Origin of the sequence: Streptomyces meridianus (genome assembly GCF_023703325.1) — a bacterium.
Classification (GTDB): Bacteria; Actinomycetota; Actinomycetes; order Streptomycetales; family Streptomycetaceae; genus Streptomyces; species Streptomyces meridianus.
The window spans coordinates 76,972-93,883 of record NZ_JAMQGM010000046.1 but is presented as its reverse complement, the minus strand read 5'-3'; the positions used below and the strand labels follow the sequence as shown (position 1 = coordinate 93,883).

Sequence of the window (16,912 nt, the reverse complement as noted above, 5' to 3'; positions counted from 1 at the left end):
CACTCCAGCGGACGTGACCCGGAAGCGTTTGTTGTTGCTGTGTTTCTCGCGGGTCTTGTCGGCGGCGAAGTCCAGGTTCTCGATCCCGATCGCGTGCGCTCCGGTCTGTTTCGTCCAGTGCAGCAGCCGGGTGAGGGCGTGCCGGATCTGGGCGTCGCGGTGGTCCGCGTTGCCGGACAGGTCGTAGGAGAAGCGCTTGGGGTTGCCGACCGGGTTGCCGTGCCGGTCGAGCCGGTAGGCGGCGAAGTGGTCCGCGTTCGTGTCGACGCCGACCATGCCCTGGGCACGGGCGGTCTCCAGTGGCACTGTCTTGAGGGTCGGCCTGGTCCACGATGCGGTGAGGTACCAGCGGCCACGCTGCACGTCGAGGTGGATGCGGTAGGCCACGGCACGGTTGCCGTCCACACGGTCGGCCCATTCCTGACCCCGGTGCGCGAACGCGACCCTGGAGGCGAGGACGTACCGGCCGTGCCGGGCATTGGCCAGATCGGTGAGCGGGGCCGGGAGCTTGATGGAGACTTCGCCGTCGCAGGTGATACGGATCGTCTCGTTCCCTAAGCGTTTTCCCGACTCGCCGTCGGCGGCCAGGAACCAGCGCGAGGCTTCCCACCGCCGGCGCCACTGGAGTTCGGTGAGCTGCGCGGCGGCGAGGTTGTGACGGTTCTTGAGGAGTTTACGGCCACCGCGCACGACCCGGACACGACCCGACCGCCAGTCCTCACGGGCGCGTTCCAGCCGGTCTTCCAGGCAGGCCAGGCGGCGGGACTTGTGGAACCACTCGCCCCGCGATCGGTATCCGCCCGGCGCCCGCCTGCTGCCCTTGTCCCCGATGGGGAGCGAAAGGCGGTGCCGCAGCGTGCGGATCCCGGCTTCGAGATCTCGGATGTGGGCGAGCAGGCAGCGTCGGGCCAGGCCGTACCGGTCGTGCGTGGCCTTGGTGATCGCACCCACGATACGCGAAGACGACTTCTCGGTCAGTTCCCGCTTGCGGGTCGCCCAGGCGTCGTTGCCGTGATCCTGACCGGCCTCGCAGCGGGCCTTGAGATCGGCCGACGCCAGGCGGCCCTGGTGCTCTCCGACCAGGCGCAACACCTTCTCGTCCTTGGGCGACAGGTGCTTGAGGCGGTCGCGTATCGCCACACCGGAAGGGCCGAGAGCGACGAACGGCGGGGCGATGGTGCGCAGCTGCTTGTTCTTCGGCTCAGCCATCGGCGGCAGCCGCCTCAAGGGCTTTGCGCGCCCGGTTCTTCGCCGAACGGCGGCCGTACAGGCGGGCGCAGAACGAGGTCAGCACCTCCACCATGTCCCGCACCAGGTCGTCTTCGACCTCACCGTGATCGAGGACAACAAGGCGGACCGGTCGCAGACAGGGCGGCTTCGACCAGTTCGACGTTCATGCGGCCGACGCGGTCCTTGTGCTCCACCACCACGGTGGTCACAGCCGGATCGGCCAGCAGCCGACGGGCCTTCGTGCGAGCCCCGTTCATGCCCGAAGCGACCTCGGACTCGACCCGCACCACCTTGTGACCGGCCTTCGCGGCCCAGGCCGACAGGCGGGCGGTCTGCCGCTCCAGGTCGCACTTCTGGTCATGGGAGGCGACGCGGGCATACAGACCCACACCTGCGGTCACGGACGGTGAAGCGCTCGCATCGACGTTCACCAGGATCGTGCGCGGCCCCACTCGCTCCGCAGGGACCGGCAACATGCCCTCGCGGAACCAACGGTACGCAGCACGCGGGGCAACCCCCTGCAAGCGTGCCCATTCCGTCAGGTTCATACACGAGACCATACAGAACTCGCGACACCTCAACGAAACTCATAGACACTTACCTGACAGCAGTTTCAACCCTCAGCTGCAGGTCGAGGTCCGACCCGGCGGCTCCGACGCGGGAGCTGCCGGATGGCCGAAGGGCGGGATCGCATGAGCGCACGACGTTTCGAGGAGATCGACTGGCGCCCGACGCCGCTCGGGCCGATCAGTCTCCGGCGCCGACGTGATCCTGCCTCGGGCGCGGACGTCCACGAGGTCAAGCTCGGCGACGAGTTCTTGATGTCCAGCCTGTTCACGGCCGGGGAGATCGCGCTCGCCCGGCTCGGCCTGGCCGAACTGGCGGACGGGCAACTGGACGTCGTGGTGGGTGGCTTGGGCCTGGGCTACACGGCCGAAGCGGTGCTGGCCGACAGCCGCGTGCGCTCACTCGTCGTGGTCGAAGCGCTGGCCGAGGTCATCGACTGGCATGAGCGAGGGCTGGTGCCGTTGGGCCACCGCCTGACATCCGACCCCCGGTGCCGTCTGCTCCGCGGCGACTTCTTCGCCCTGGCCGGTGACCTCACCGGCTTCGACCCCGAGACGCCCGGTCGGCGCTTTCACGCCGTCCTGCTCGACATCGACCACTCCCCGGACCATGTGCTGGATCCGCGCCACGCGTGCTTCTACGAGCCGGACGGGTTGCGCGCACTGAAGGACCGTCTGGAGCCCGGCGGCGTCTTCGCCCTGTGGTCGAACGACCCCCCGAGCGACTCCTTCCTCGCCGCGCTGGGCGAGGTCTTCGCGGATCCGGAGGCCCACGTCGTCCCGTTCGAAAACCCCCTGCAGGGCGGAACGGCCACCAACACGGTCTATGTGGGGCAGGCGCAGCACACGGCCGGCTGAAATCCGCGAGCCGCGGCGCCGACCCTCCTGCACGCGAGGTGACGGGCCTCCCGGGCTCGGCAGCGGACCTCGACGATCGCGTCGAGCAGGAGGCCGTCTGGGCTGCCGCGGCGGAGCGGACGCCGATGAGGAGGGGGAGTCCCTCGGCGAGTGCGAGGCGTACCGGCGGGCGCCGCGCTGGGCTGAGCGATGCCGCTGCCGGGCCTGGCTCTGCTCGACCTCCCCGATGGACGCGGCCGTCGGCGCCGTCCGGCCCAACTGCGAGCGAGCGGCCTGACCAGGGTGCGGCGGTGCGGGGCTTCCCGTTCCGCCGCACCCACCGCCGGTCCGGCGGCTCCGGCATCAGGCCCCCGGACGTCGCCCCAGGAAGACCGCGAACGAAGGACGGGACGGCGGCCACTGTGGCCACCGCCCCGTCCTTCGTGCAGTTCTGCGACCTCAGCGCACCGGCTGGCCCTGCGCCGACGGCAGGGTCAGGCCCAGCACCGCCGCGTACTGCGAGACTACGAGCCGGCCGATCGCCGGGTAGGCGCCGAGTGCGTCGGCCGCGGAACAGTCGGCTTCGGCGGCGGCGGCCTCCAGCAGTCCCTCGGCGACCTCCGGACCGACCAGGTGCGGGGCGAGGGCGAGCTGGGCCGAACCGGAACCGCGCAGCTGCTCGGCGGCGTTGGCGATCGAACCGTCCACGTCCAGGGCGGCGGCGAGCACCGGCACCGCGAGGCGGGCGGCCAGCAGCATCCCGGTGATGCCGGCGGCCTGCACCGCCTCGTCGCCCCCGACCGTGGCCAGCACGATGCCGTCCGCAGCAGTGGCCACGGTGAACAGCCGGGCACGGTCCGCCCGGGCCAGCCCGGCCTCGGACAGCCGGACGTGCAGCCCCTCCGCGAGCAGTGGGTGCGGGCCGAGCACGTCGGTCAGTTCAGCGGTGACCCGGCTGTCCATGACGGCCTGCCGTATCTGGCGGATCAGCGCGTTGTCCGGGCCTGCCAGCAGGGGGACGACGACCGCGACCGGACCCTCCGGATCCATGGCCTGGCCGCCTTCACCCGCACCGGCGGCCGCCTTGGCGGCGTGTTCCACAGCGGACCGGGCCAGCACGGAGGACAGCGCGGGGTACTCGGCGTCGTCGCCCTCGACGAAGCCGATCTGCGCGTCCAGTCCGGGGAGCTCCGAGCGGGCGATGCTCAGGATCTCCCCGGCGAGACTGTGCGTTGCGGCACTCGGGGTGCCGGGAACAGCGAGAACAAGCGCCGGCGCACCCTCGGGCGCCGCCAGCGGCTCGGGTCGGCGGTGCCGTCCCGATGGGCGTGGACGCGGCATTCGTACGGGCAGGCCGGACTCGGGCCCTGTGGGGGTGCTCATGGCCCGGCATGCTAATGCCTTACCTGCAGCGGCGGTTCGGGGAGGGGGTGGCTGCACGCTGTTCCTCCGCACTTGTCCCATCGGTCTCCTGGGCGCTATGGCGATCGACGCTCGGAAATGTGCAGCATGAGACCGTCGACCGGGAAGCGTAGATTGTCCGCCGCCAGGGCGCGGGCGATGCGCAGCGCCCCGTCGAGCGGGTCGCCCTCCGCCTCGGTGCACCGGGCCCGGGGAGCCTGTGCTGTCAACTCGGCCAGCAGCGGCTGCATCAGCGGCGGACCGAGGCGCAGCAGCCCGCCGGTGAAGGCCACGAAGCAGTCCCCTTCCCGGGGGCACACGGCGGTCGCGGCCTCCGCGATGTTCCGGGCGGCCTCGCTCAGGATTCTTGCAGCCACCCGATCGTGTGGAGCGCAGCGTGCGACTTCGGGGGCGAACGAGGCCAGTACGGCCGGCCGGTCGGTACGCGGATACAACTTCCCGGGGAGTTCCGCGGGCGGACCGAACTTTTCACGGACCCGTTCCAGCAGCGCGGTCGAGCCCCGTCCCCGTCCGTCGTGGGCGCGCAGCGCGGCTTCCAGACCGGCCCGCCCGATCCATGCTCCGCCACCGCAGTCGCCGAGGAGATGGCCCCAGCCGTCGGCGCGCCGCCAGATGCCGGACGGGCCGAGGTCCGTGCCGAGGGCGATCAGGCCGGTACCCGCGGCCACCACTGCGCCGGGACGCTGGCCGAGAGCACCGGCGTAGGCGGCCACCGCGTCGGCAGCGAGTGCGAGCCGCCGCACGCCGAGTTCGTCGGCCAGTGTGTCGGGCAGCCTCGCCCTCAGGTCGTCGCCGAGCGATGCCATCCCGGCTGCGCCGACGGCGGCTGCTGCGACGTGCCGGGTTCCGGCGGCCTCGAGCAACGCCCGTACCGCGGGCAGCACTTGTCCGAGCAGGTGCCCGGCATCGATACCGGACGGACCGGTCCGTACCGGCTCGGCGGAACACACGACGCCGGACGGCCGTTCCTCGCTGCCCGCGCGGGCCAGGGCGATGCGCAGGCCGGATCCGCCCGAATCGACGCCGAGGACCCACTCCGCTCCGCCCGTCACGGCATCCGCCGGGTGCCGCCGCACGATGGGGCAGCCTCCGGACCGTCCGGTCGGGGGAGGGACGGTGCCAATCGCCGGCGCGGCACGCCCGGACCGCATCCGGCGCGCCCGGGCGTTGGATGACGAGGAGGTCCGCCGTTCCCGGTGCGGTTGTCCGATGCGTACGAGCGGGACCTCATGGGCCGTCTCCCGGGGGCAGATGAACGGGGCGCCCGCAGCCTACTGGCGTCCGTATGCCTCCCGCGGTCTGCCCGCCCGCGGCTTCCGGACGCCCGTTCCGCCGGTGACGGCGACCGCGGCGGGTGGGCGCGTTCGGTGCGTCAGTAGAGTGACGCGGTGTGGCAGCACGACCGTTGAGTGAACTCGTCGAACCCGGCTGGGCCCGGGCACTGGCCCCGGTGGCCGGCCGCATCGCAGACATGGGCGGCTTCCTGCGGGCGGAGATCGCCGCGGGGCGAACCTATCTGCCCGCCGGCCAGCACGTCCTGCGCGCGTTCCAGCAGCCCTTCGACGACGTGCGGGTGCTGATCGTGGGCCAGGACCCCTATCCGACTCCGGGCATGGCCATCGGGCTCAGCTTCGCCGTCGCTCCGGAGGTGCGCCGGCTGCCCGGCAGCCTGGAGAACATCTTTCGCGAGCTGCACACGGACCTGGGTCTGCCCCGGCCGTCGAGCGGCGATCTGACTCCCTGGGCCCGTCAGGGAGTTCTGTTGCTGAACAGGGCGCTCACCACGGCACCGCGGAAGCCCGGAGCCCATCGCGGCAAGGGGTGGGAGGAAATCACGGAGCAGGCCATCCGGGCACTCGCCGCCCGCGGCAAACCGTTGGTGTCCGTGTTGTGGGGGCGCGACGCCCGGAACATGCGGCCCTTCCTCGAGGATTTTCCGGCCGTCGAGTCCGCTCATCCGTCGCCGATGTCCGCGGACCGCGGTTTCTTCGGGTCCCGGCCGTTCAGCCGCGCCAACGACCTGCTGGTCCGCCAAGGGGCGCAGCCGGTGGACTGGCAACTGCCGTAGAGCGGTTGGCGGGACGCGCCGCACCGTAGGGCACACGCCGTCACGCCGCCGCAGGGAGAGGCTGCTCCGTCCAGATCACTTTGCCGCGTGCTGCGTAACGCGTCCCCCAGTGATCCGCGAGCTGGGCGACGAGGAACAGCCCGCGGCCGCCCTCGTCCGTGCTCCGTGCCCGGCGCAGCCGCGGTGAGGTGTTGCTGCCGTCGGAGACCTCGCAGACGAGTGTCCGGTCACGCAGCAGCCGCACCTGGATGGGCTCTCCGCCGTAGCGTATGGCGTTGGTGACCAGCTCGCTGACGACCAGTTCGGTGGAGAAGCCGAGGTCCGCCAGGCCCCATTGGTCCAGCTGGTCGAGCACTGCCGCACGCACGGTGGAGACCATGGCGGGATCGCAGGGCAGATCCCAGCGGGCGATGTGCCGGGCGTCGAGGGTGTGGGTGCGGGCGACGAGCAGTGCGACGTCGTCCGTCGTGTGATCGGGCAGCAGGGAGGTCAGCACCCGGTCGCAGATCTCGTCCGGCGAACGGCCGGTGCCGGTCAGGGTGTCGCGCAGCCGCCCCAGCCCGCTGTCGACGTCGCGCCGGCGGTCCTCGACGAGACCGTCCGTGTAGAGGACCAGCTGGCTGCCCTCGGGCAACTGTACGTCCACCGTCTCGAAGGGGAATCCGCCGAGACCGAGCGGGGGACCGGGGGGAAGGTCCATCAACTCGACGGAACCGTCCGGCAGTACCAGCGCGGGGGGTGGGTGCCCGGCCCGGGCCATGGTGCAGACGCCGTCCGTCGGGTCGTAGACGGCATACAGGCAGGTGGCGCCCACGATCCCTTCTCCCTGCACGGTCTCGCCGGGCTGATCCCCGCGGCTGAGCCGTACCACCAGGTCGTCCAGTTGCGACAGCAGCTCCTCGGTGGGCAGGTCGAGGGCGGAGAAGTTGTGGACCGCCGTGCGCAGCAGTCCCATCGTGGCCGCCGCGTGGACGCCGTGGCCGACGACGTCGCCCACCACCAGGGCCACTCTGGCTCCGGACAGCGGGATGACGTCGTACCAGTCGCCGCTGACCCGGGTCTGAGCGGGCAGGTACCGGTGGGCGACGTCGACTGCGCACTGTTGGGGCAGATCGCGGGGGAGGAGACTGCGCTGGAGAGCCAGAGCCACGGTGTGCTCGCGGGTGTAGCGGCGTGCGTTGTCGATGCAGACAGCGGCGCGGCGGACCAGATCGGCCACCAGGGAGAGGTCGTCCTCCGCGAACGCCCCGCGCTCCTGCACCCGGTAGAGCGTGACGACACCGAGCACGACGCCGCGTGCCTGCAGGGGGACGCAATACATCGAGGTGATGCCCTCGTCCAGGATCTGCTCGGTCCGCTCGACGTCCTGGGCGATCCACCCGGGGGCATTGCTCAGATCCTGCTCGAGCACCGGCTCCAGGGTCGTCAGGCAGCGCGCCTGTGGAGCGTAGGGGGCGAACCGGATGTGCCGGCCGACCGGGTAGAGGTGCGAATCCGTGCGTACCCCGCTGAGGGTCACCCGGCGAAGATCGACGGGCATGCCCCGCCCGGGCGCCGGCTCGTCGCCGCGCAGCACCGACTCCGGAAGGTCCACGGCGGCGAAGTCGGCGAAGCGGGGCACCGCCGTGTCGGCGAGTTCGTGCGCCGTGCGGGGCACGTCCAGCGTGGTGCCGATGCTGATGCTGGCCTCGTACAGCAGTTCCAGACGCTGCCGGGCGAGGAGCGCGACCCGGCCGATTCCCGGCTCCCCGATGAGCAGCAGTCGCTCGTCGGATCCGGCCGTGCCACCGGAGGGCGCGGCGGCGGCCGCGGGCCGCCCGCCCTCCCCGGTGCCGGGATGTGCCGCACGCGACCGCTGCGGTGCGGCGAGGCCCTCGCCCACTCGGATGGTGAGGGCCTCGGAGGCCGATGCCGCCGGCGGAGTGACGTCGATGGAGTGTTCCCGCGGGCTGCCCTCGAGGGACGCGAGGACGGCGACCCCGCGCTCGCCCGAAGCACCGGTCACCGGTCGGCAGCGCAGGATCGCCACCCGGCCGTGCTCCAGCGGTACCCGGACGGGAGCGGCCTCGGGCGAGGCGAGCAGCTCGCCGGCCCTGGCTTGCAGAGTGACCAGGTCCCGTAGGCCGACGACTTCGTCGGTCCGCGCCGTGCCCGGCTGTGTCCGGCCCGCTGCGGCGGAGACGCCGTTCGTCCTGGCGGCGCACAGGAACGCATCCAGCAGTTCCTGCTCACGCCGGCCGGCGTCCTCGAGCAGACGCTGCTGGATGGCGGCGCCTGCCCGCTGGACCAGCGGCAGCATGCGGGAGTTCACGTCGTCCCGGAAGCAGGTGAGGTCGAGGATGCCTTCGACCTCACCGCTGAGGGGGTTGCGGATCGGGGTTCCGGCGCAGGCGAAGGCATGCAGCCGGTCGGCGAAGTGTTCGTTGCCCACGACCAGGCGTGGCCTGCGGTCCTGAAGAGTCGTGCCGATGCCGTTGGTGCCCGCCACCTGTTCGGAGAAGGGGAGGCCGGGGGCCAGGTGAACCCGGTCGAGGTGGCTGTGGAGTGCCGACGAGCCGGCGGTCCGGCGCAGAACGCGTGCCCGTGCGTCGGTGAGGATGATGCTCACCGGCTCGGCGATCAGCTGGTTGCCCAGCCAGTCGAGGACCGGAGCGGCGGCGTGCATGAGCCTGCCCTCCACGTCCACCTCCTGCTCGGGGAGGTCGGGGAGCACGCTCGTCTCCAGTCCCAGCAGCGCGCAGCGCTGCCAGGAGGCGATGATCTGGCTCCTGGCGCCGGCCCGGATGGCCTCGCCCGCCAGGACCCGCTCACGTGCGGCATCGATGCCGCGTTTCTCGTCCGGCACGACCACGGTGGACCACTCCCGGCCCGAGTGCGTGTCTCGCGCCGTTCCGCTCCTCGCTGAACGGCGCCAGACCTTGCCCAGCCCAGTGTAGAACACACTGTTCATAACACTATGTGGCTTTTTGTGCACCTCTGTGTGGTGCGGGACTCGGTGGACGACGGGGCTCCGATGCGGTGCGGACCGGTCCCCCGGCACTCCCGGGACCCTGGCGCCACCGCCTCCGCACACTCACGATGACGCGTCGCAGCCGGGGTGCTCCTGCCGACGGGCGGGAGGTTTCAGCCCACCACGGCGGCCCGGACGCAGAGGACGTCCGGAAGGTGGGACCCGATGAGCTCCCAGCTCTCCCCCTCGTCGGGGCTCGCGTACAACTCGCCGTTGCGGTTGCCGAAGTACACGCCGGCCGGATCCCCGTCGTCCACGCACAGGGCGTCCCTGAGGACCGTGCCGTAATGCCGCCCCTCCGGGAGTCCCGAGCCCAGCTCCCGCCACTTGCCGCCCGCGTCGTCGGTCCGGTAGACGCGGCATCGGTGGCCTGCCGGGACCCGGTCCGCGTCGGCCTGGATCGGGAAGAGATAGGCCGTGTCCGGACGGCGCGGGTGCGCTGCGACCGCGAAGCCGAAGTCCGAGGGCAGCGCGTCCCCGATGGAGGTCCAGGTGTCGCCGGCGTCGTCGCTGCGGTACACCCCCCAGTGGTTCTGGAGGTAGAGGCGGTCCGGGTTCACGGGGTCCTGGGCGATCTTGTGCACGCACTGCCCGAACTCGGGGTAGCGGTCGGGCAGGAAGACTGCCTGGATGCCGGTGTTGGACGGCGACCAGCTCGCACCGCCGTCGAGTGAGCGGTAGACGCCGCCCGTGGACACGGCCACCGTCACGGCGTCCGCGCTGCGCGGGTCCGTGATCACCGTGTGCACCGCCTGCCCGCCGAATCCCGCGGCCCACTGCTCCCGTGTGGGGTGGTCCCACAGAGCCCGGACGAGTTCGAAGCTCCGGCCGCCGTCCTCCGACCGGAACAGCGCGCCGGGCTGTGTGCCGGCGTAGACCACGTCGGGGGCCGCGGGCCCGGCCGGGTGCAGTTGCCAGACCCGTTCGAGCGAGGCTCCGGTCCCCGGCGGGAACTTGACCGCGGGCTGTTTCGGCTCGTGCCAGTTCGCTCCGAGGTCGTCGGAGTGGAACACCGAGGGGCCCCAGTGCGAACTGTCGGCACCTACGAGCAGCCGGGGCGTGGAGCGCCGGGTGTCGATGCCGATCGAGTAGACCGCCTGTGCGGTGAAGTGAGGTCCCTCGAACTCCCAGCCGCCGCCGCGCCGTCTGCCGACGAACAGGCCCTTGCGCGTGCCCACCGCGAGAAGTACTCCGGTCATGACTGCCACCTCCGAAACGCCGTTGTCCCAAGGAGGTGTCAGTCTGCACCCGGCCACCGACAAAGCCGTGTGCATCCTGCCCCCGGCGGGTCAGACGGCCCGCAGGTACTGGGGCGGAACGCTGACTTCTGCGCCGAGCTCGCGCGCCGCCCGCCGTGCGAAGTAGGGGTCGCGGAGCAGCTCGCGGCCGAGCAGGACGGCATCAGCCCGGCCTTCGGTGACGATCTTCTCGGCCTGCTGCGGATCGGTGATCTCGCCGACCGCCGCCACCGCCAACCCGGCTTCGCTGCGCACCCGTTCGGCGAAGGGCACCTGATAGCCGGGGCCGGTGGGAATGCGCACGCCCGGCGCCAGTCCGCCGGAGGAGACGTCGAGCAGATCCACCCCGTGGGCGTGCAGGTCCCGGGCGAAGCGGACCGTGTCGTCGGCCGTCCATCCCTCGCGGGCGTCCTGGAGGTCCTCGGAGAGCCAGTCGGTCGCCGAGATGCGGAACAGTACGGGCAGTTCCGCCGGCCACACGGCGCGGACGGCGTCCACCACCTCCAGTGCGAGCCGGGTCCGGTTCTCGAACGATCCGCCGTACTCGTCCGTGCGGTGGTTGCTGTGAGGTGACAGGAACTGGCCGATCAGGTAGCCGTGGGCACCGTGGACCTCGGCCACGTCGAACCCCGCGGCCCGGGCGCGTACGGCGGCGTCGGCGAACTGCTCGACGACCTTTCCGATCTGCTCGGTCGTCAGCTCGTCGGGCACGGGGTGCCCGTCGGCGAAGGGCAGCGGACTGGGCGCCACCGGCTGCCAGCCGTCGGCGTCCGCACCGACCGGTCCGCCGCCGAGCCAGGGCAGTCCGGTGGAGGCCTTGCGCCCGGCATGAGCGAGCTGGATGCCCGGCACCGTGCCGTGCTGCCGCAGGAAGGACGTGATGCGGCGGAACCCTTCCACCTGCCGGTTGTTCCAGATCCCGAGGTCACCGGGGCTGATCCGGCCCTCGGGGGAGACGGCCGTGGCCTCGGCCAGGATCAGGCCGGTGCCGCCCGTCGCCCGCGCGGTGTAGTGGGAGTAGTGCCAGTCGTTCGGCATGCCCACTCCGGGGCCGGTGGGCTCCGCGGAGTACTGGCACATCGGGGCCATCCAGATGCGGTTCGGGACGGTCAGCGACCGCAGGGGGTAGGGCTCGAACAGGGCGCTCACAGCGATCTCCGTTTCGCGGGCGGGGCAGGGCTTGTACGGTACACATCGTAGTACGACAGATGTCAAACTACGAGGCTTCTCGTACAATGGAACTCCCGCAGCCCGAGGAGCACCTGTGACGATCCGGACGCCGACCCGTGACCTGGACCACCCGACGCGCGACGGCATCCGGCTCGAAGGTGTTCTGCACGCACTGTCGGACCCGGTGCGGCTCCACGTCGTACGCCGTCTCGCCGACGCGGACGGGGAGCTCTCGTGCTCCGACTTCGACCTCCCGGTGAGCAAGTCCACCACCACGCACCACTTCCGCGTGCTGCGGGAGAGCGGTGTCATCAGCCAGCTCTACCGTGGTACCGCGAAGCTGAACACGTTGCGCCGATCCGACCTGGACGCGCTCTTCCCCGGATTGCTGGACAGCGTGCTCGCAGGCGCGCGCAGTGAGACGGACCGCAGCTCAGGGGCGTGAACGTGTGCCGTCCCGCCGGGTTCTCGCCGCCGGGACGCGGGCGTCCGGCCGGATACGGGCGGACGGTTCCCCGGCCCCGCCGTCGGCGCCGGCAGCGGGAGAACTCCCGTTGCACCGGCAATTTCCCGGGTGCTTCAGGCCAGCAGTGAACGCATCCGGGAGATCTCGCTCGTCTGCTGTGCGATCACGTCGTTCGCCATCTCCTCGACCAGGACGTTGTTGCCCTGGGAGAGGACGTCCGTGGCCATGGTGACGGCGCCCTGGTGATGGGTGATCATCAGCTTCAGGAAGAGCGAGTCGAACTTTGCGCCCCGCGCGTCGGACAGCGCCTCCAGCTGCCGTGGCGTCGCCATGCCCGGCATCGCCCCGTGGTCGTGTTCCTTCGGTCCGCCGCCCAGCTTCCCGTGCCTCTTGAGCCAGCCCTCCATGGCCTTGATCTCCGGCCCCTGGGCAGCGGCGATCCGGCGGGCCAGCCCCGACACCCGGTCGGACTCTGCGTGTTTCGCAGCGAGGTCCGTCATCACCAGCGCCTGGCGGTGGTGCACGATCATCATCCGCACGTAGCCGACGTCCGCCGAGTTGGGTGTGTCGTCCCCGACGGCCTTGCGTGCCTCGTCGGCCGACAGGGTACGGGCGTCCTCGCCCGGCTTGCCCGGGGCGACAACAGAGGGTCCCCCCTCGGCCGCCGAGTCGCCGGAGTCGCCGGAGCACCCGCCCAGGACCAGGGCTGCGAGTGCGGCGGCCGTCGCAACGGTGACTGCGCGGACGCGCGACCTCGTCCGGCGGTGGAACACGGTGCCTCCAGGAAGACGGCGGTGGGGGCCATCTCAACACGATCGGGGCGGAGTTGGGGAGGGGAATTCCCGAATCCGGCCCGTTGTCATCTGTTGAGATGTACATGAGAGGGGCGATACTTCGAGCGTCGACTCGACTCTCGGATCGAACATCCCACAAAGGAGGCCGTAGTGACCTCGTGGCACATCTCTCGCGTGCGGCGCAGACGCTGGGGGGTGGCAGCAGCGGCCTTCGGGCTGCTGGCGACCTTCCTGGCGGCCGGCCCGGCGGTGGCCGTACCGGAACCCGGCGGCGAACCCGGTTCGAAGCGGGTCTCGCAGGAGCAGGCCGCAGACACCCGGGCAGCCATCAAGAGCGGCGAGATACCGGGTGTTGACGAGATCGTCACCAGCGACAACGTGCGCCATCTCGTCAACATCCCGAAGGACGCGCTGAAGGGCACGAACTCGGACCTCGCCTTCCAGGGCAAGTACGCCTTCGCCGGCAACTACGACGGTTTCCGGATCTTCGACATCAGCAACCCCAAGGCGCCGAAGACCGTCAGCCAGGTGCTCTGCCCCGGATCGCAGAACGACATCTCCGTCTCCGGCGATCTGCTGTTCCTCTCCACCGACTCCTCCCGCAGCGACAACTCGTGCACCAGCACGACGCAGCCCGCGACGGAGAAGTCCTCGTGGGAGGGCATGAAGATCTTCGACATCAGTGACAAGCGGAATCCGAAGTACGTGGCCGCCGTCGAGACCGCCTGCGGCTCGCACACCCACACACTGGTCCCCGACCGGCGCGACGTCTACCTCTACGTCTCCTCGTACTCGCCCAGCGAGAGCTTCCCGGACTGCCAGCCTCCGCACGACGGCATCTCGATCATCAAGGTGCCGCGGAAGGCCCCGCAGAAGGCTGCGACGGTCGACTTCCCCGTCCTCTTCCCGGACGGAGGGAACCCGGGCGGGCCCACCAACCCGGGTGTCTCGAAGACCACCGGCTGCCACGACATCACCGCCTTCCCGAAGCTGAAGCTGGCGGCCGGCGCGTGCATGGGTGACGGGATCCTGATGGACGTGTCCCGTCCGGCAGCGCCCAAGGTGATCGACCGGGTCCAGGACAACGTCAACTTCGCCTTCTGGCACTCGGCGACGTTCAACGAGCGCGGCGACAAGGTCGTGTTCACCGACGAGCTCGGCGGCGGCGGCGCGGCCACCTGCAACGAGGAGGTCGGCCCGGACCGCGGCGCCGACGGCATCTACGACCTCGTGGGCAAGGGAGACAAGCGCAAGCTCGTCTTCCGCAGCTACTACAAGATCCCCCGGCACCAGGCCGACACCGAGAACTGCGTCGCCCACAACGGCTCGCTGATCCCCGTGAAGGGCCGCGACATCATGGTCCAGGCGTGGTACCAGGGCGGCGTGTCCATCTGGGACTTCACCGACTCCGCCAAGCCCAAGGAGATCGGCTACTTCGAGCGCGGCCCGATCTCGGCCGACACCATGGTGGGTGGCGGTTCGTGGTCCGCCTACTACTACAACGGCTACATCTACTCGAACGACCTGGTGAAGGGCTTCGACGTCCTGCGGATCGACGACCGCCGGACGGACGGCGCGAAGAAGGTCCGGATGGACGAGCTCAACGTCCAGACCCAGCCCGACTACCGTCACTGACCGAATCCGACCGTGTCCCGCCGGACGGCCCGCCGTCCGGCGGGACACCGCGTTCCCAGGCCAGTCCGAAGCGCTGGAACAGCTCCGCACGCAGCCGGTTCACCGGCATCGGCGCCCCCGGCAGCAGCACGGCGAAGACCGCGCCCATCAACAGCGCCCGCAGCAGCGGGTAGTCGGTGTCCGGGTCCGTGGAGCCCCAGCCGGCCACGGTTTCCCGCAGCAGGGTGGCGAGCCGCTGCTGTTCCGGGCACTGCACGAAACCCTCGGCCTGGAGTATCCCGGCCATGTGGGTGCGCATGAGGAGCGGATGGTCCACCGCCAGCCCGAGTACGGCGTCGATGGCCCGGGCCAGCCGCTCCTGTCCGGCGCCCGGCCCGGCGGGCACGGGCTCGCGGTGCAGCGCCGCGTCCAGTGTCAGATGCATCAGCCGGTGCACGGCCGACTGCAGAAGCTGCCGCTTCCCCGGGAAGTAGTAGGAGACCAGCCCGCGTGCCGACCCGGCCCGGTCTGCTATGTCGCCCAGCGTGGTGGCCTCGTACCCACGCTCCCTCACGAGATCTGTCGTTGCCTGCAGCAACCGCTCGCGCGAACGTCGGCGCAATTCCTCGTTGACCGCTGCGCTGCGCGGGGACATGCGGCAACTCCTGCGTTGATTGGCTCCGAGCCAGTATACTCGTGACGTCTTCGGTCGAGCCCTGGTCAAGGAGTCTCGATGAAGCAGCCACCGGTTTCGGGCGACGCGGGGGATCGTCCGAAACCGGTGGCTTTGTCGTGTCCGCTGCGGACCGGCGTCAGGCCTCGGGACGCGCAGGCCGTCTGCGGGCGGCGGACTCCCAGCGCGTGTACGCGCCCGCGGCGGGCAGAGCCAGTGCGAGTCCCAGCAGCCAGCCCGCCAGGACGTCGGACAGCCAGTGCACCCCCAGGTAGAGGCGGGTGAAGCCGACCCCCGTCACGGACACCGCCGCCAGGGTTGCCGTCAGAACCGCAGGAAGACCTCGCACGCCCTCGCGCCGGAGCAGCCACAGCAGCAGAGTGCAGGTGAGGGCCGCCGTCATCGCGTGGCCGGACGGGAACGACGCGAAGTGGGCGGTGTCGACCGGTCGCTGCCAGTCGGGCCGGGCGCGGCCCACGGCTGCCTTGATCCCCTGCTGCACCGCCGTTCCGGTCAGCGAGGCGGCGAGGATCCACGCGGCGAGGACGCGTTGCTTGCGCCACAGCAGCAGCCCGGCCGCCACCAGCAGCAGCACACGCATGGTCAGCGGATCCCAGACCCAGTCGGTCAGGACCCGGTTGGCGTGCGTCCAGCCGGGGTGGGCCAGCGCCGAGCGGTGCAGATCACGGGCCACGGACCGGTCCGCCGAGATCAGGGGCTGCCAGGACAACGTCACCATCAGCAGCAGGACGACGGCAGCCACGGCGCACGCCACCGTGGCCCACAGCACCCCCGCCCCCGGGGCGCGGTGGGGGCGGTCCGGGGCAGGGGCCGGGGGAGAGGGGGGCACGGTGCGATCCTCACGAACGGGGTGTGCCGCGAAACTACCCCAACGCACGCAGTCCAGGCGCGAAGGTCATCAGCAACGGGACGACCGGAACCAGGGCCGCGGCCGCGGTCAGTTGAAGCCTGCGCACCGGCGCCAACCGGGGAGCGGCGGAGAGCAGCCGGTCGACGCGCTGGGGCACCTGGGCCGAACCACCGGGGCAGGGGCCGAAGACGGCACGGTCCTCGTTGATTCCCACCAGGGCCAGCGCAACGGTCAGCCGTCCGAAGCGGCGGGAGGCGACGTCGTCCGCTGCCAACTCGACGAGACGGTGCATCTCCTCGCGGAACGCCGCGAACACCGGGACCTGGGGGAAGCCGGCCGCGAGCGCCCCCGAACAGTGCAGCAGCCAGTCGTGCCGGGCGCGCTCATGGCCTTGCTCGTGGGCGAGGACGGCGTCCAGCTGACGCCGGTCGAGGCGCCGAAGTGCCCCTGTGGTGATGGCCAGTCGAGGCTCCGGTCCGGTCAGCCACCAGGCCCCGGGCCGGTCGTCCTCCAGCACGACGAGGCGGTTGCCGCCCGGTGCCTCGCCCGGCATCAGCGGGGAACGGTCCAGGAGTTCCGCACGGCGCCGCCGGCGCACGGCCCGTGTTCGCACCACCTCGCGGGCGAGCATCGCAGCCGTCCACAGCCCGCCGCCGGCGAGCACCACCGCCAGGGTCCCCGACCACGGCCCGTAGGCGTGCAGCGCGTACGCCTCCACGACGCCCGTCGGCGCGTGCGCGAAGACATGGGTCTGGACCGCTTCCCAGGCTGCGGCGCCGGTCAGTGCCATGGCCAGCACGCAGCACATCAGGACGGCGGCGACAACGCACTGCCACACCCACAGGGCGAGCACGGGTTCGCGGTCCGGCCATTGCGCCCTCGCCAGCATGCGGGGTGCGACGGCCGCGGCCAGCCCACCGAGGGCCAGCAGTGCCAGCGGGAGCATCATGGCC

The 16,912-nt window shown here is 71.2% G+C and carries 14 protein-coding genes and 1 pseudogene; 4 read left to right on the top strand and 11 right to left on the bottom strand.

All coding sequences use genetic code 11. The features are described from left to right. On the bottom strand, positions 1–1,209 hold a 1,209-nt coding region (locus tag M1E25_RS21170; protein ID WP_251418097.1), incomplete at its 3' end, for a transposase. Continuing rightward, positions 1,202–1,778: pseudogene (locus M1E25_RS21165) on the bottom strand (IS607 family transposase). The gene M1E25_RS21170 and the pseudogene M1E25_RS21165, both read right to left, overlap by 8 nt. A gap of 144 nt (positions 1,779–1,922) precedes the next feature. Here M1E25_RS21165 and M1E25_RS21160 point away from each other — a divergent pair. After that, positions 1,923–2,654, top strand: a complete 732-nt coding sequence (locus M1E25_RS21160; protein ID WP_251418094.1) for a polyamine aminopropyltransferase — start codon at positions 1,923–1,925, stop codon at positions 2,652–2,654. Positions 2,655–3,092: 438 nt separating this feature from the next. Here M1E25_RS21160 and M1E25_RS21155 read toward each other — a convergent pair whose 3' ends face one another. Further along, the gene (locus tag M1E25_RS21155; RefSeq protein WP_251418091.1) at positions 3,093–4,016 is read right to left on the bottom strand and encodes a sirohydrochlorin chelatase family protein; all 924 of its coding nucleotides are present in this window, start codon (positions 4,014–4,016) and stop codon (positions 3,093–3,095) included. Positions 4,017–4,111: 95 nt separating this feature from the next. Beyond that, positions 4,112–5,134 (bottom strand): N-acetylglucosamine kinase, encoded by a 1,023-nt coding sequence (locus M1E25_RS21150; protein WP_443735592.1) that lies wholly within the window; start codon positions 5,132–5,134, stop codon positions 4,112–4,114. Between the two features lie 311 nt (positions 5,135–5,445). Between M1E25_RS21150 and M1E25_RS21145 the strand changes: the two genes are divergently transcribed. Next, positions 5,446–6,123, top strand: coding sequence for a uracil-DNA glycosylase (locus tag M1E25_RS21145; protein ID WP_251418085.1), 678 nt, complete (start codon positions 5,446–5,448; stop codon positions 6,121–6,123). Between the two features lie 40 nt (positions 6,124–6,163). On the opposite strand, the gene M1E25_RS21140 is transcribed toward M1E25_RS21145, so the two are convergent. The 3 genes from M1E25_RS21140 to M1E25_RS21130 form a co-directional block, all read right to left on the bottom strand. Beyond that, positions 6,164–9,064: a SpoIIE family protein phosphatase gene (locus M1E25_RS21140; protein ID WP_251418082.1), complete on the bottom strand. Its 2,901-nt coding sequence runs from the start codon at positions 9,062–9,064 to the stop codon at positions 6,164–6,166. A 182-nt stretch (positions 9,065–9,246) separates the two neighbouring features. Further along, positions 9,247–10,332: a WD40/YVTN/BNR-like repeat-containing protein gene (locus M1E25_RS21135; protein ID WP_251418080.1), complete on the bottom strand. Its 1,086-nt coding sequence runs from the start codon at positions 10,330–10,332 to the stop codon at positions 9,247–9,249. A gap of 90 nt (positions 10,333–10,422) precedes the next feature. Further along, a complete protein-coding gene (locus tag M1E25_RS21130) occupies positions 10,423–11,520 on the bottom strand; it encodes an NADH:flavin oxidoreductase/NADH oxidase (RefSeq protein WP_251418078.1) in 1,098 nt (365 codons plus the stop codon). A 115-nt stretch (positions 11,521–11,635) separates the two neighbouring features. Between M1E25_RS21130 and M1E25_RS21125 the strand changes: the two genes are divergently transcribed. Further along, the gene (locus tag M1E25_RS21125; RefSeq protein WP_251418076.1) at positions 11,636–11,986 is read left to right on the top strand and encodes an ArsR/SmtB family transcription factor; all 351 of its coding nucleotides are present in this window, start codon (positions 11,636–11,638) and stop codon (positions 11,984–11,986) included. Positions 11,987–12,120: 134 nt separating this feature from the next. Here the strand turns inward: M1E25_RS21125 and M1E25_RS21120 are convergent, their stop codons facing one another. Further along, on the bottom strand, positions 12,121–12,780 hold the full coding sequence (locus M1E25_RS21120; RefSeq protein ID WP_251418074.1) for a DUF305 domain-containing protein: 660 nt from the start codon (positions 12,778–12,780) through the stop codon (positions 12,121–12,123). Positions 12,781–12,951: 171 nt separating this feature from the next. Between M1E25_RS21120 and M1E25_RS21115 the strand changes: the two genes are divergently transcribed. Further along, complete coding sequence (locus M1E25_RS21115; protein WP_251418072.1) at positions 12,952–14,436, top strand: LVIVD repeat-containing protein; 1,485 nt, start codon at positions 12,952–12,954, stop codon at positions 14,434–14,436. Here M1E25_RS21115 and M1E25_RS21110 read toward each other — a convergent pair. The 3 genes from M1E25_RS21110 to M1E25_RS21100 all read right to left on the bottom strand — a co-directional run bounded on the left by M1E25_RS21110 (position 14,402) and on the right by M1E25_RS21100 (position 16,908). Further along, positions 14,402–15,070 (bottom strand): TetR/AcrR family transcriptional regulator, encoded by a 669-nt coding sequence (locus M1E25_RS21110; RefSeq protein WP_251418070.1) that lies wholly within the window; start codon positions 15,068–15,070, stop codon positions 14,402–14,404. The two genes, M1E25_RS21115 and M1E25_RS21110, sit on opposite strands and share 35 nt — an antisense overlap. Positions 15,071–15,227: 157 nt before the next feature. Continuing rightward, entirely contained in the window at positions 15,228–15,938 is a 711-nt protein-coding gene (locus M1E25_RS21105; RefSeq protein ID WP_251418068.1) for a phosphatase PAP2 family protein, read from the bottom strand. 34 nt (positions 15,939–15,972) lie between these two features. Further along, positions 15,973–16,908, bottom strand: a complete 936-nt coding sequence (locus tag M1E25_RS21100) for a M56 family metallopeptidase (RefSeq protein WP_251418065.1) — start codon at positions 16,906–16,908, stop codon at positions 15,973–15,975. Positions 16,909–16,912: the final 4 nt, after the last annotated feature.